The sequence below is a fragment of the Pseudomonas sp. NyZ480 genome (assembly GCF_029537255.1).
Taxonomy (GTDB): Bacteria; Pseudomonadota; Gammaproteobacteria; order Pseudomonadales; family Pseudomonadaceae; genus Aquipseudomonas; species Aquipseudomonas taiwanensis.
This window is the reverse complement of record NZ_CP120626.1, coordinates 1,544,718-1,557,655: the sequence shown is the minus strand read 5'-3', so window position 1 is coordinate 1,557,655 and position 12,938 is coordinate 1,544,718. Positions and strand designations below refer to the sequence as shown.

Below are 12,938 nucleotides of genomic sequence, written 5' to 3'. Positions count from 1 at the left end.
ACGAGGCTGAGATGGAATCAGGGCATACTGCCTTTATCAACGCCCCGGGAGCCTACATGCCGCGCCGACTTTTCAAACGCTACATGCCGGACCCGACCAGCATTCGGGAACACAAGTCCTTACGCTTTTTCGGCAAGCTGCTGCATGACCCGAACCTCTGGCACCTGAACCGCCACTCGGTGGCGCGGGCCATGGGGGTTGGCCTGTTCGCGGCGCTCATTCCCATTCCCATGCAAATGCTGCTGGCAGCCAGCCTGGCCATTCCGGTGCGCGGCAACCTGCCGATCGCGGTCAGCCTGGTGTGGCTGACCAACCCGCTGACCATGCCGCCGGTGTTCTTCGTCACCTACATGACCGGTGCCTGGTTGCTGCAGACACCGGCACGCACGCTGCCCGACGACCTGACCTTCGAATGGATCACCGACCAGCTGTCGACCCTCTGGCAGCCCTTCCTGCTGGGTTCGGTGGTATGCGGAATCGTCCTCGGCATCCTTGCCTACTTCACCACCATGGCCTACTGGCGCTGGTGGGTGGGCCGGCAGTGGCGCCGCCGCCAATGCCGGTGCAAGGCCTCAGGCGCGCATGCCGCGGCCGCTGACCAGCAGGCGAACGCACACCACGTAGAGCACTGCGGTGGCGACCAGCATGAAGGTGATCGCCGTGCCAATGCTGATGTCCGACACCCCTAGGATGCCGTAGCGGAACGAGTTGACCATGTGCAGCACCGGGTTGGCCAGCGACACGGTCTGCCAGAACGGCGGCAGCAGGTTGATGGAGTAGAACACCCCACCCAGGTAGGTCAGCGGCGTCAGCACGAAGGTCGGGATGATCGAGATATCGTCGAAGTTGCGCGCAAACACCGCATTGACGAAGCCCAGCAGCGAGAAGATGGTCGCGGTCAGCACCACCACCACCACCGTCACCCCCAAGTGATGGACCTGCAAATGGGTGAAGAACAACGACAGGATGGTCACGATCACACCCACTGCCAGGCCCCGCAGCACGCCACCCAGCACGTAGCCGACCAGAATGGTGTGCGGCGAAACCGGCGACACCATCAGCTCTTCGATGGAACGCTGGAACTTGCTGCCGAAGAAGCTCGACACCACGTTGCCGTAGGAGTTGGTGATCACCGACATCATGATCAGGCCCGGGACGATGTACTCCATGTAGGTGAACCCGCCCATGTCGCCGATCTGCCGGCCGATCAGGTTACCGAAGATGACGAAGTACAGGACCATGGTGATCGCAGGCGGCAGCAGGGTCTGCGGCCAGATGCGCAGGAAGCGCCGTACTTCGCGGTAGACGATGGTGTTCAGGGCGACCCAGTTGGTGCGCAGTTCCACACTCATACGGCCACCTTCGACAGGTTCTTTTCCACCAGGGACACGAACAGCTCCTCGAGTCGGTTGGTCTTGTTGCGCAGGCTCTGCACCTCGATGTTCTGCAGCGCCAGCTGGCCGAACAGCGCGGTGATGCCAATATCTTTGTCCACCTGCACCTCCAGGGTGTGCGGGGTCAGCAAGCGGCAGGGGTATCCTTGCAATGTCGGTGCGCTGGCCAGGTCTTGCTTGAGGTCCAGCACGAAGGTCTCGACGTGCAGCTTGCCCAGCAGCTGGCGCATGCTGGTGTTCTCGACGATGGTGCCGTGGTCGATGATGCCGATGTTGCGGCACAGCTGCTCGGCTTCTTCGAGGTAGTGAGTGGTCAGGATGATGGTGATGCCCTTCTGGTTGAGCTCGGTGAGGAAGCTCCACATCGAGCGGCGCAGCTCAATGTCCACACCTGCGGTCGGCTCGTCGAGAATCAGCAGACGCGGCTCATGGATCAACGCGCGGGCGATCATCAGACGGCGCTTCATGCCGCCGGACAGCGAACGCGACTGCACGTCACGCTTGTCCCACAACCCCAGTTGGGTCAGGTACTTTTCGGCGCGCTCCTTAGCCACCTTGGGCGGGATGCCGTAGTAACCGGCCTGGGTCACGACAATGTCGAAGGTCTTTTCGAACTGGTTGAAGTTGAATTCCTGGGGGACCACGCCCAGGCAGCGCTTGAGCGCCGCTGGCTCGCGGTCCAGGTCATGGCCGAACACGCTCACCGTGCCGCTGGTCTTGTTGACCAGGGTCGAGAGGATGCCAATGGTGGTGGACTTGCCAGCACCGTTGGGGCCAAGCAAGGCGAAGAAGTCACCTTCGGCGACGTCAAGGTCGATGCCCTTGAGGGCCTGGAAGCCGTTGCCGTAGGTCTTGGTCAGCTGTCGGATGGACAGGGCGGAACTCATAGCGGGTCACGTACCGAGTGAAAAGGTCAGGACACGCCAGGGCAGGTCACTGGCGCAGTGAGTGCGGCCATGGTGCAAGGCCTGGCCGCACAAGTACAGTCATGTCTATTGATAGTGACTATCGAAGCGGCATCAAGTCAGCGCAGTCATCACCGCTGCCTGGTAGGCGGGCCGCTGTTTCAGGCGCGCGTACCAAGCCTCCAGATGGCGCATTTCCGGGCGCTCGATAGGCATTTCGAACCAGGCATAGATGAAGCAACCCAGTGGGATGTCGCCCATGCCGATCTGGTCACCGGACAGGTATGGCTGGTGGGCCAGGGTCTGGTCGGCGATCGACAGCAGTTCGGCACATTGCTTGTGCGCCGCATTGATCGCCACCCAGTCGCGCTGGTCTTCGGGGGTGCGCAGCAGGCCCCAGAACAATGGGCGGAACGGGCCGGCGAAGGATGAGGTGGTCCAGTCCATCCATTTGTCCGCCAGGGCGCGCTGGCGCGGGTCGTCCAGGTACCAGCCCTGCTCTGCACCGTATTCTGCGCACAGGTAGCGGACGATGGCGTTGGATTCCCACAGGGTCAGGTCGCCGTCTTCGAGCAGGGGCACCAGGCCATTGGGGTTGCGAGCCCGGTAGTGCGGCTCGTTGACCACGCCGAAGGCACCGCCGGCATCGATGGACTCGAAATCAAGGCCCAGCTCATGGGCGATCCACAGCGCCTTGCGCACATTGCTCGAATTCTTGCGGCCCCAGATCTTCAGCATGGCAACGTCCTTATGAATGCGGGAGGGGCACAGTCTACTCCAGACCTTCGCCGCCTGTACCGGCCCTTTTGCGGGTAAACCCGCTCCTACAGGATCGCCCCAACCTTCAGGCCATCGATATTCCTCTAGGAGCGGGTTTACCCGCGAAAGAGCCGGCACAGGCAAACAAACAACTGAAACTCCCACCGCCACACCCTGTCACTGTTGTGAACCTGTCGTTCACAGCGATGCGTCTAAGCTATCTGGGACGGCTCAAGCCCCTGGTTCCAAGGAGGACCGATTATGTTGCTGTTGTGGTTGGTGGTGCTGGTGATCGGCGCAGCGTACCTCACGCATCGGCGCTTGGCGCCCTTGCAGATTCTCGGCACCATGGCGGCCTATGTGCTGCTGATGAGCATTTTCAGCAGCGCACCCGGCTGGCTGCTGGCGCTACTGTGGATCGTGCTGGCCCTGAAGACTGCCCTGGTGGCACTGCCGGAATGGCGGCGCAAGGTATTCACCGGCCCGGTGTTCAATTGGTTCAAACGGACCCTGCCGCCGATGTCGCAGACCGAACGCGAAGCCATCGAAGCCGGCACCGTCTGGTGGGACGGCGAACTGTTCAGCGGCCGCCCCGACTGGGGCACCCTGCTCGCCTACCCAGCGCCCAGGTTGACCGAAGAAGAACAGGCATTCATCGATGGTCCTACCGAAACGCTTTGCGCCATGGTCAGCGACTGGCAGATTGGTCAGGACATGGACCTGCCGCCCCAAGCCTGGCAGTACATCAAGGAACAGGGCTTCTTCGCCCTGATCATCCCCAAGGAATATGGCGGCAAAGGCTTCTCGGCCTACGCCCACTCGCAGGTAGCCATGAAGCTCGCCACCCGCAGCGGCGACCTGGCCTCGACGGTGATGGTGCCCAACTCGCTGGGCCCCGCCGAACTGCTGCTGCATTACGGCACTGACGAGCAACGCAACCACTACCTGCCGCGCCTGGCACGCGGCGACGAGATCCCATGCTTCGCCCTCACCGGCCCGCTGGCCGGCTCCGATGCCGGCGCGATGCCCGACACCGGCATCATCTGCAAAGGCCAGTGGAACGGCGAAGAAGTGCTCGGCCTGCGCCTGAACTGGGAGAAGCGCTACATCACCCTCGGCCCCGTCGCGACGTTGCTTGGGCTGGCATTCAAGGCCTATGACCCGGACCATCTATTGGGTGAAGAGACAGCACTGGGCATCAGCCTGGCCCTGATCCCCACCGACACCGCTGGGGTCGAAATCGGCAGACGCCACCTGCCTCTGGGCGCTGCCTTCATGAACGGCCCCAATAGCGGCAAGGATGTGTTCGTACCGCTGGACTTCCTGATCGGCGGCCAGGCCATGCTCGGCAAGGGCTGGATGATGCTGATGAACTGCCTGTCGGTGGGCCGCTCGATCTCGCTGCCGGCCGTTGGCACCGGTGCGGCCAAGTACACCAGCCTGGTCACCGGCCAGTACGCCAACATTCGCGAACAGTTCAACGTGCCATTGGCAGCCTTCGAGGGCATTCAGGCGTCGCTGGCGCGCATTGGCGGCAACGCCTGGCTGATGGACAGTGCCCGACTGCTGACAGCAAAGGCCGTGGACCTGGGGGAAAAACCCTCGGTGCTGTCGGCGATCCTCAAGTACCACCTGACCGAGCGTGGCCGCGAATGCATCCAGCACGCCATGGACGTGCACGGTGGCAAGGGCATCATCATGGGGCCGAACAATTACCTGGGCCGCAACTGGCAAGGGGCGCCGATCTTCATCACCGTCGAAGGCGCCAACATCCTTTCGCGCAACCTGATGATCTTCGGTCAGGGCGCCATTCGCTGCCACCCGTTCGTGCTCAAGGAGATGGCCCTGGCCGGCCGGGAAGACAGTGACCAGGCTCTGAAGGAATTCGACGACCTGCTGATGAAACACATCCTGTTCGCCGCCGGCAACGCCGCCAGTACGCTGATATTCGGGCTGGGGCTGGGGCGCCTGGAGAAAGTACCGGGCGATACGTTGAGCCAGGGCTACTTCCGCGCCCTCAATCGCCAGGCTGCCGCCTTTGCTCTACTGGCGGACCTGTCGATGATGCTGCTTGGCGGTGCGCTCAAACGCCGGGAACGGCTAAGTGCACGGCTGGGCGACGTGCTCAGCCACCTGTACTTGTCGTCAGCCGCGCTCAAGCGCTATCACGATCTGGGATCGCCGGAACCTATGCGGCCATTGCTGCGCTGGGCCATGGAAGAAAGCCTGGGCCGGGCGGAAACGGCGTTGGACCAGTTGCTCGATAACTTCCCCAACCGCTTCATCGGCTGCGCCCTGCGGGTGCTGGTGTTCCCTTTCGGCCGTCGTCACAACGGCCCAAGCGACGAGCTGGATGCCGAAGTGGCCGAGCTGATTGGGCGACGCAAGGGCGATCCGGCACTGGAAGAGCTGCTGGCCGGTTGCTTCCGTCCGCAAGCAGAAGATGACCCGGTGGCGGCTTTGCAACGGGCCAGCGATCTGCTGGACGACACCGCGCCATTACGCGGGGCACTGCATCAGGCGACCAAGGAGGGCAAGGTGTCGCGCGCACCCGAGCAGTCTGCCATCGATGCGGCGGTCGAAGTGGGTGTGCTTCAGCCGAGTGAAGGGCAGCGCTTGCATGACGCAGAGCGTGCAAGACGAGTGGTGATCGATGTGGATGCCTTCGACAAGGCACAGTTGCTGCCCGAACCAGGCAAGGTACGTTGAGCCAAGGGGCCGTTTTGCGGCCTCTTCCCCAACCGGCGTATACTCCGCCCCCGTTTCAACCACCCCGAGGACTGTCCCCATGGCCACCCCCCACCTGGAATATCACCTGCAACTGCTCAACCACCTGCGCACCATCCTGGTGGCCCTGGGTGAAGCCGAGCAGGTACCGGAGGAAAGCCACGCCCTGTTCCTCGAACGTTTCGACGAGCTGCTGGCCCTGCTGCCGCAGAATCCGCTGGAAAGCCAATACCTGGGCCAGGACCTGATCTGCCAGGTCATCCAGCGCTACCCGCAGATCGCTCATCTGGTACCTCGTGATCTGCTGTGGTTCTTTGGTGGCGACTGCTTGCATTTCATGCCCGATGACGAACTGGACCTGTATCAACGCCTTGAAGAACGCCGCTACGAAGCCGAGCAGAACGATGAGCCGTTCGACTGGAACCAGGAGAAACAGCTGCTGAACCTGCGGCCAGGGAGCCAACACTGACTCCATTGGCATCGAGCAATGCGCCTCAGGCAACAATGTTCACTCTTGTTGTAGCCGCAATACATCGCGCAGAGACAGCAATGGCGAGGGAATGATCGTCACCGCGAATCGCCACTCATCGAGGCTGCCCGTGTCCACTGCCATCACGACCGTCACAGCACTGGCCGCTACCGCCGCAGGGGTGAACACACCTTCCGCCGATACCTCACCGTTGCCTGCAAGGATATGCCATGCGGTATCCTTGGGCGGCACAGCAACCTCGTCGCTGTCTAAGTTGAAGTAACAGCAGTTCAATTGCAACGCATCGCCTCGCTGGGTAAATCGGATGAAATGCGTGGGGTGCACGAATGTCGTGACGAAAGATACAGAAGTACTAAATCCACCTCCCTCAGCCGTCACAACGTCCGTGCGCGCGGGCACCCGTGCCAAACTAGCCCTGGTAGCGGCGGGGATCAACGTTTCACCCGATTGTTCGTTATAGACGATGCCGGGTGGCCGTATGGCAGACACATAGAAGTGATCGTTACCCTCTTTGACAAGCGCACCACCTGCGTCACCCGCCACACGCCAAACGGCACCAGGCATTGGAGCAGCGACAAAACCCAGTCGCTCCTTTTCACCCCCGGCGTGGATAATCAGTGAATGCGGAGCGATTTTGTAGAGTGGCTCTGCAACCGCGACCGTAGCGGAGGCCCACGGCTTCTCGGGGGCTTTCTTATAGCAACTTTGCCACCCTGCTGGGGTCATCATTCCTCCCTCGAGCTCAGCCGAGCCCGGCGGTGTAACCAGATGACTGAACCATGCATTGTCAGCTGGCGCTCTACCGGCCGCCAGCTCTGGGAATTCAGATTGTGGAAACAGGGCATACAAGGCGTCCAGGGACTCGGACGCAGAGGTCTGCTGTGCCTCGCTTACCAAACTTTCATATGCTTGGGGCTGCTGGTAAAAAAGGAAATGCCTATCGCGCAGGCTCTCACTTGTAAGCATATAGATGTAAAGATCTTGCAGTTTCGCATTGACCCCGCGTGGCAGAATCGCGATGTCGATTTTCTTTTGCCGATCATAGTATTCAGCATAGCCTTCGGGGAGTGAAGCAGGGACGCGTGAGTCTTTCGGGTCGTAGAAGGCATAGCGGGCCCCACTCGTCCATTCGATACTCAGCACACTTTCATCTTGCGCCCGGTACCTGAGGCAGCTGCTATCCATACGCAACGAAACCCTAAGCTTCGCTTCAGCGACACTCACCTCAGTCAACCGTAAGATCTGTTTCGCGCCCAGATTATTGAGCTCTTTCATGAACATGACAAACTCACGGGATGGGTAAAGAAATACCTCGGTAAACACGTTGCCGGTACCGATGATTTCAACACGGGAGAACTTCCTTAGCAAAGTCTCCGACCCTTCCCTTCCCTTGGCAGGAGGCCTGGGATTCAACAGTGACTCAATCAGAAAATCATCATGAATGACTTCCAACCACAGCGCATTCACCCACGCCAGGTCCGTCCACATATTTAACAAAGGTGCCCCGGCGGACGGTGAGCCAGTAACGGTAGCATTCTTGGCATTTTTCATATCGGACCCCCTCGAGTGTGGGCTCCAAGTAAATATCAGCCAACAAACCAAGTCTACTGTCAATTTTATCAGTCGATATGTCAGCCATGGCGTCACGTTGCGATAACTGCCGCTCGACATGCATGACCCCTATGGGTTGGCAACTGACAATTCTATCAGTTGACGCAATCACACAGCCCTTCCACGATCTATGAAAATCGACCGCGGGAAAAGAGCCGTAGCCTATCGAACAACTACTGCGAATCTAGAAGATCACCTCATGCCCACAATACTTCAGATTATTCCTACATACGCATTGAAGCCAATCTCACATATTGCTTGCCGCCGCACATCCTGCTTCCGGCAGTTTGATCCAACTCATGCTACACGCACTTTAATCCGGAGTTCCCTATGAACAAAACCCTTCTCGCCTTGACGCTTGGCCTGACCAGCAGCGCTGCACTGGCCAATACCGGCTCGATCAACTTCTATGGCCAGGTGCATGCTGGCACCTGCCCGATCGTGATCATCGACCCAGTGTCCAACACCCCGGCTGCCCGCATCAAGATGGGTAACGTCAACGTTTCGGAGTTCAAAGTCGTAGGTGATGAAGCCGCATTGCGCACCTTTGGCATGCGTGTCACCCCAGGTAACGGGTGCACCGTCACTCAGGGTAGCAGCGCCACGGTTACCTTTACTGGCGCCTATGGCGCCGCGGGTACTGGGAGTGCGCTGTATGCACTGGAGCCAGGTGGAGCCAAGAACCTGGCCTTGATCATCAAAGACGATGAAGGCACGCAAGTAAACAACGGCACACCGTCCAAGGGCTACCCTCTGGATGACACCGATCCCACTACAATGATTTTCTCGGCCGCGTACAAGTCAGTTGGCGCCGGCGTGAGCGCCGGCGCCGCCAACACCGACGTGCAATTCCTTGTCGACATCCCATGAAAAAGCGCCCTGGTCGAGCTGAAGCTGCCCAGGGTTGCCTCATCCCGTTCTGAAGGTATCGCCAGATGAAAATTCGCTTGCGCCGCCTTGCCTTGGGTTTTTGCTTCGCAGCCATTCTGCAACCCGCTCAAGCAGCGCTGACCGTCAATACCACACGTATCGTTTTCGACAGCGACAAACGCAATACCTCGGTGGTGATCGCCAACCCCAGCCCACGTCCCTATGCAGTACAAAGCTGGGTCAACACCGCCAAGGACGATACCGATACAGCCGTCCCCCTGGCGACCTCGCCCGGGTTGTTTCGCCTGGACCCCGGCAAGGAGCAGATGGTGCAGATCAACCGTCTGCCCAACAAGCTGCCTGATGACCGGGAAACGCTGTTCTACCTCAATGTGCAGGAAATCCCCGAAATAGTCCCTGGGGATGCAAACGTACTCAACATTGCGCTGCGTACACGCCTCAAGCTTTTCTACCGCCCCAGCCAATTGAAAGATCGGCCCGCCGACCGAATCGGTGAGCTGGAGTGGTCCGTGCGCCAAGGCCTTGGGCGTGTCCAGCTAGTGGTAGACAACCCGACGCCCTACCATTACACGTTCGGCCGCCTGGAAGTCAGCTCTGCAGGCCAAACGGAGGCTATCCAGGCCATGGCCATGGCGCCGCCGTACGGCCAGCAGGTTTATGACCTTGCCCGTATCAAATCGGTAGATGCCTTGCAGTTGACCTTTACCACCATCAATGACTATGGGGTCGCCACCCCGGTGATGCAGAAAGCGTTGTCGAGCCGTCCCTGAGCATGCCCTCCCAACACCTCTGATCGAGCCCTACGGGCTCGTTCGCTATTGCGAATCACAAAAATCAAGGAGACTTACACATGAAGCCCCTAAGGGACTTGGCCATGGCCTGATAGCCATGGCCAGGCTATTTCGCAGGCATAAAAAAACGCACCAAAGGAACTTAATATTCCTTGGTGCGTTTTGCATTGGAGCGGGAAACGAGACTCGAACTCGCGACCCCGACCTTGGCAAGGTCGTGCTCTACCAACTGAGCTATTCCCGCATTTGAAGCTTTTACAACTTACTACACCGTCATGGACGCCATAGTTTTAGAAACTGGAGCGGGAAACGAGACTCGAACTCGCGACCCCGACCTTGGCAAGGTCGTGCTCTACCAACTGAGCTATTCCCGCATTTGGCGTCCCCTAGGGGACTCGAACCCCTGTTACCGCCGTGAAAGGGCGGTGTCCTAGGCCACTAGACGAAGGGGACACAACACTTTTCAGTGCACCAGCACATGAACCTCACGATTCAGCCTGGATTTTCTTTTCCTGCCGCGCCACAAGGCGTTGCCGGAGAAACTGGAGCGGGAAACGAGACTCGAACTCGCGACCCCGACCTTGGCAAGGTCGTGCTCTACCAACTGAGCTATTCCCGCATTGGCGTCCCCTAGGGGACTCGAACCCCTGTTACCGCCGTGAAAGGGCGGTGTCCTAGGCCACTAGACGAAGGGGACACGCTGCAAGCATTCACATGCTGCTTTCACTCCCTGCTGCGTTTCGCTGTGTGCTTTACGCTGCAAGTGGCGCGCATTCTATGGATGCCTTGGCAGGTCGTCAACCCCTTTGTAGAAATTTATTTAAATCAATGACTTCCACCCTTCGGGCCGGCCACGGCAAGGGGCGTCCGAGGATTGACGTTGATTTTCTGACGCAGCCCAAGCAAAGTGCCATCAGGCTTTAGATAACGCAGCCCGAGCCGACACAGAGTCGTCCGCCAGGCTGCGCTGTTCGCCCCTCGGCGAACTCACTACACTCAATAAAGCAAAACTTCTTGATGAGGCGTTAAAGGTGACACCACTTCTGATCACTCTGCTCATCGTGGCGGGCATCGCGTTGCTGATCGTGATCGGCTACCTCAACAACGTGGTCGAAAACAGCAAGCTCGAACGCGCCCGGTTGAAGGTCGAGCTGGCCGACCGTGTACGCCGCTGTGGCGAAATCACCGAAACCTTCCCAGGCCAGTTCATGACGCCAGCGCTGAAGCTGATGCTCGCCCGGCTCGAGCTCAACCTCAACCAGCGCCAGTTGGCACTGGACAAGCACAACGGCGACCTGAAAGCGCGCATCGCCGAGCTCGAAGGCCTGGTCGCCAAGGGCGAGCAGATTCCGGTGAACAACCCGCCAAGCCCGATCCAGACCGAGGTCAAGGCCAAGGACGTGCGGTTTCTGCTTGAGGCACTGCACACCCAGATCGTCCGCGCCACCCAGGAAAACGTCCTGCAAACCAACGAGGGCAAGTATTGGGTAAAGGAAATCCGCCATATCCTGGTGCTGCTGCATATCGAGTTCTTCAACAACCTCGGCCAGCAGGCCCTGCAACAGGAACAACCCGGCCAGGCACGCCTGGCGTTCGAACGGGGCGTGCAGTACCTGCGCAAGCAGCCTGAGCCGAAGCTCTACGAAGAGCAGCTGACTTATCTGGAAAAACTGTTGGCGCGGGCCAATGCCCAGGTGCTGGACAAGATGGAGCCGGCCGAGAATGACGAGAACGCGCTGACCCAAGGGCTCAAGACCGATGAAGAAGAGACCTGGAAGAAGCGCGTCATCTACGACTGAGCGCGGAAGCTGGTGAGCAGCCTTGGGGCGCGAAAAGGCAGCTCGCCAGCTTCAGTCATTCTGGTGAATACCCCGACGCTGCGGTCTCAGCAGTCGGTCAAGTCGAGAAAAATCGCTGCCAAACGCTCCAGCCCCACCTGATCCGCCTCACTGAAACGCGCAAGCTTCGGGCTGTCCAGGTCCAGCACGCCAATCAGCCTGCCCTCCTTGACCAGCGGAATCACCAACTCACTGTTCGACGCACTGTCACAGGCGATATGCCCTGGGAATGCGTGCACGTCCTCCACGCGCTGGGTCTGACGCGTTGCCGCCGCCGCCCCGCACACGCCCTTGTCGAACGGGATGCGCACGCAGGCCACCTGCCCCTGGAACGGGCCGAGCACCAGTTGTTCGTTGCGATTGAGGTAGAACCCCGCCCAGTTCAGGTCATCCACCTGGTGGTAGAGAAACGCGGAAAACTGCGCGGCATTGGCGATGAAGTCGCGCTCGTCGGCGAACAGCGCCTGCACTTGCGCAGCCAGCAGGTCATAGCCATCGAGGCCAGTGCCACTGGCGTTGAGGTCGATCATTTATTTCTGCTCCAACAATTGCAGCCCGACCCAATAGCGGGCGAACTGATAGGCACAACGGCCATTACGGTTGCCGCGCCCGGTTGCCCAGCGCACGGCGAGAATATCCAGGGCTTCGTCACGCTGCCAGCGCAACCCGGCCTTGGCGGCCAACTGGCCGATCCAATGTTCCACCACATTGAGGAAGTGGTCCTGGGTGAAGGGGTAGAACGACAGCCACAGGCCAAAACGGTCGGACAACGCGATCTTGTCCTCCACCGCTTCACTGGGGTGCAGCTCGCCATCGACGCGCTTCCAGTTTTCGTTGTCGCTCTCTTTTTCCGGGACCAGGTGGCGGCGGTTCGAGGTGGCGTACAGCAGCACGTTGTCCGGGGCTTGCTCCAGCGAGCCGTCGAGCACGCTCTTGAGCACCCGGTAGTCGCCCTCCCCAGCTTCGAACGACAGGTCGTCGCAGAACAGGATGAAGCGCTGCGGCAGCGTCTGCAGTTGTTCGACCACACGCGGCAGGTCGGCCAGGTGATCGCGCTCGATTTCGATAAGGCGCAGACCGGCACCGGCATGTTCGGCCAGCAGCGCACGCACCAGCGACGACTTGCCAGTACCGCGCGAGCCCCACAGCAAGGCATGGTTGGCCGGCAGACCGTTGATGAACTGATGGGTGTTGCGGCCCAGCTGGTCGCGCTGCTGGTCGACGCCGATCAGGTCGCTCAGGCGGATGTCGAGGCTGACCTCCAGCGGCATCAGGTAACCGGTGCGGCCGTCGCGCTGCCAGCGGGCGGCCAGGGTGGTATGCCAGTCGATGTCCGGGCGTGGTGCTGGCAACAGGGGTTCAAGACGCGCCAGTACCGATTCGGCGCGTTCCAGGAAAGCATACAAGCGGGCGTCCATGACGACTCCTAGCAAGACAACATGAGTTTTACGGCGGTACCGGCCCTGTCGCGAACAATCCAGCCCCCTGAAAGGTGGCTACGGCCTGTATAAGCGGGTCTACCCGCGAAGACA

General features: G+C 60.1%; 12 protein-coding genes and 5 tRNA genes. 6 read left to right on the top strand and 11 right to left on the bottom strand.

The genetic code is table 11. The annotated features are described in order from the left end of the window. Positions 1 to 56 precede the first annotated feature (56 nt). On the top strand, positions 57 to 689 hold the full coding sequence (locus tag P3R38_RS07085; protein WP_023379391.1) for a DUF2062 domain-containing protein: 633 nt from the start codon (positions 57 to 59) through the stop codon (positions 687 to 689). Here P3R38_RS07085 and P3R38_RS07080 read toward each other — a convergent pair. The 3 genes from P3R38_RS07080 to P3R38_RS07070 all read right to left on the bottom strand — a co-directional run bounded on the left by P3R38_RS07080 (position 573) and on the right by P3R38_RS07070 (position 3,037). After that, positions 573 to 1,352, bottom strand: coding sequence for an ABC transporter permease (locus P3R38_RS07080; RefSeq protein WP_104882817.1), 780 nt, complete (start codon positions 1,350 to 1,352; stop codon positions 573 to 575). The two genes, P3R38_RS07085 and P3R38_RS07080, sit on opposite strands and share 117 nt — an antisense overlap. Beyond that, positions 1,349 to 2,281 carry an ABC transporter ATP-binding protein gene (locus P3R38_RS07075; RefSeq protein ID WP_023379389.1) on the bottom strand — a complete coding sequence of 311 codons (933 nt, stop codon included), beginning with the start codon at positions 2,279 to 2,281 and terminating at the stop codon, positions 1,349 to 1,351. Before P3R38_RS07075 ends, P3R38_RS07080 begins: the two co-directional genes overlap by 4 nt. Positions 2,282 to 2,413: 132 nt before the next feature. After that, positions 2,414 to 3,037 (bottom strand): glutathione S-transferase, encoded by a 624-nt coding sequence (locus tag P3R38_RS07070; RefSeq protein ID WP_027907741.1) that lies wholly within the window; start codon positions 3,035 to 3,037, stop codon positions 2,414 to 2,416. 282 nt (positions 3,038 to 3,319) lie between these two features. Here P3R38_RS07070 and P3R38_RS07065 point away from each other — a divergent pair, with 282 nt between their 5' ends. Together P3R38_RS07065 and P3R38_RS07060 are read left to right on the top strand one after the other, a co-directional pair. Further along, a complete protein-coding gene (locus tag P3R38_RS07065) occupies positions 3,320 to 5,767 on the top strand; it encodes an acyl-CoA dehydrogenase (RefSeq protein WP_277686945.1) in 2,448 nt (815 codons plus the stop codon). Between the two features lie 79 nt (positions 5,768 to 5,846). Then, positions 5,847 to 6,254, top strand: a complete 408-nt coding sequence (locus P3R38_RS07060) for a PA2817 family protein (RefSeq protein WP_277686944.1) — start codon at positions 5,847 to 5,849, stop codon at positions 6,252 to 6,254. Between the two features lie 39 nt (positions 6,255 to 6,293). Here P3R38_RS07060 and P3R38_RS07055 read toward each other — a convergent pair whose 3' ends face one another. Beyond that, entirely contained in the window at positions 6,294 to 7,826 is a 1,533-nt protein-coding gene (locus P3R38_RS07055) for a hypothetical protein (RefSeq protein WP_277686943.1), read from the bottom strand. A 390-nt stretch (positions 7,827 to 8,216) separates the two neighbouring features. On the opposite strand from P3R38_RS07055, the gene P3R38_RS07050 reads away from it, so the two are divergent. Together P3R38_RS07050 and P3R38_RS07045 are read left to right on the top strand one after the other, a co-directional pair. Then, positions 8,217 to 8,756: a fimbrial protein gene (locus P3R38_RS07050; RefSeq protein ID WP_277686942.1), complete on the top strand. Its 540-nt coding sequence runs from the start codon at positions 8,217 to 8,219 to the stop codon at positions 8,754 to 8,756. Between the two features lie 65 nt (positions 8,757 to 8,821). After that, the gene (locus tag P3R38_RS07045) at positions 8,822 to 9,547 is read left to right on the top strand and encodes a molecular chaperone (RefSeq protein WP_277686941.1); all 726 of its coding nucleotides are present in this window, start codon (positions 8,822 to 8,824) and stop codon (positions 9,545 to 9,547) included. A gap of 189 nt (positions 9,548 to 9,736) precedes the next feature. Here P3R38_RS07045 and P3R38_RS07040 read toward each other — a convergent pair. The 5 genes from P3R38_RS07040 to P3R38_RS07020 form a co-directional block, all read right to left on the bottom strand. Continuing rightward, a tRNA-Gly gene (locus P3R38_RS07040) sits at positions 9,737 to 9,812 on the bottom strand. A gap of 54 nt (positions 9,813 to 9,866) precedes the next feature. Next, positions 9,867 to 9,942: transfer RNA gene (locus P3R38_RS07035), tRNA-Gly, on the bottom strand. Positions 9,943 to 9,945: 3 nt separating this feature from the next. Beyond that, positions 9,946 to 10,021, bottom strand: a tRNA-Glu gene (locus P3R38_RS07030). 90 nt (positions 10,022 to 10,111) lie between these two features. Continuing rightward, positions 10,112 to 10,187 (bottom strand) — tRNA-Gly (locus tag P3R38_RS07025). A 2-nt stretch (positions 10,188 to 10,189) separates the two neighbouring features. Continuing rightward, a tRNA-Glu gene (locus P3R38_RS07020) sits at positions 10,190 to 10,265 on the bottom strand. 334 nt (positions 10,266 to 10,599) lie between these two features. Between P3R38_RS07020 and P3R38_RS07015 the strand changes: the two genes are divergently transcribed. Then, the gene (locus P3R38_RS07015; RefSeq protein WP_023379375.1) at positions 10,600 to 11,367 is read left to right on the top strand and encodes a hypothetical protein; all 768 of its coding nucleotides are present in this window, start codon (positions 10,600 to 10,602) and stop codon (positions 11,365 to 11,367) included. Positions 11,368 to 11,453: 86 nt separating this feature from the next. Here the strand turns inward: P3R38_RS07015 and P3R38_RS07010 are convergent, their stop codons facing one another. Together P3R38_RS07010 and P3R38_RS07005 are read right to left on the bottom strand one after the other, a co-directional pair. Next, complete coding sequence (locus P3R38_RS07010) at positions 11,454 to 11,936, bottom strand: GAF domain-containing protein (RefSeq protein ID WP_023379374.1); 483 nt, start codon at positions 11,934 to 11,936, stop codon at positions 11,454 to 11,456. Next, positions 11,937 to 12,824 carry an ATP-binding protein gene (locus P3R38_RS07005; protein WP_023379373.1) on the bottom strand — a complete coding sequence of 296 codons (888 nt, stop codon included), beginning with the start codon at positions 12,822 to 12,824 and terminating at the stop codon, positions 11,937 to 11,939. Between the last annotated feature and the right edge of the window lie 114 nt (positions 12,825 to 12,938).

What these genes read in the sequence shown, in the direction of transcription:
- P3R38_RS07085 (WP_023379391.1), top strand. Translation starts at nt 57, where the DNA reads ATGCCGCGCCGACTTTTCAAACGCTACATGCCGGACCCGACCAGCATT.
- P3R38_RS07080 (WP_104882817.1), bottom strand. Translation starts at nt 1,352, where the DNA reads ATGAGTGTGGAACTGCGCACCAACTGGGTCGCCCTGAACACCATCGTC.
- P3R38_RS07075 (WP_023379389.1), bottom strand. Translation starts at nt 2,281, where the DNA reads ATGAGTTCCGCCCTGTCCATCCGACAGCTGACCAAGACCTACGGCAAC.
- P3R38_RS07070 (WP_027907741.1), bottom strand. Translation starts at nt 3,037, where the DNA reads ATGCTGAAGATCTGGGGCCGCAAGAATTCGAGCAATGTGCGCAAGGCG.
- P3R38_RS07065 (WP_277686945.1), top strand. Translation starts at nt 3,320, where the DNA reads ATGTTGCTGTTGTGGTTGGTGGTGCTGGTGATCGGCGCAGCGTACCTC.
- P3R38_RS07060 (WP_277686944.1), top strand. Translation starts at nt 5,847, where the DNA reads ATGGCCACCCCCCACCTGGAATATCACCTGCAACTGCTCAACCACCTG.
- P3R38_RS07055 (WP_277686943.1), bottom strand. Translation starts at nt 7,826, where the DNA reads ATGAAAAATGCCAAGAATGCTACCGTTACTGGCTCACCGTCCGCCGGG.
- P3R38_RS07050 (WP_277686942.1), top strand. Translation starts at nt 8,217, where the DNA reads ATGAACAAAACCCTTCTCGCCTTGACGCTTGGCCTGACCAGCAGCGCT.
- P3R38_RS07045 (WP_277686941.1), top strand. Translation starts at nt 8,822, where the DNA reads ATGAAAATTCGCTTGCGCCGCCTTGCCTTGGGTTTTTGCTTCGCAGCC.
- P3R38_RS07010 (WP_023379374.1), bottom strand. Translation starts at nt 11,936, where the DNA reads ATGATCGACCTCAACGCCAGTGGCACTGGCCTCGATGGCTATGACCTG.
- P3R38_RS07005 (WP_023379373.1), bottom strand. Translation starts at nt 12,824, where the DNA reads ATGGACGCCCGCTTGTATGCTTTCCTGGAACGCGCCGAATCGGTACTG.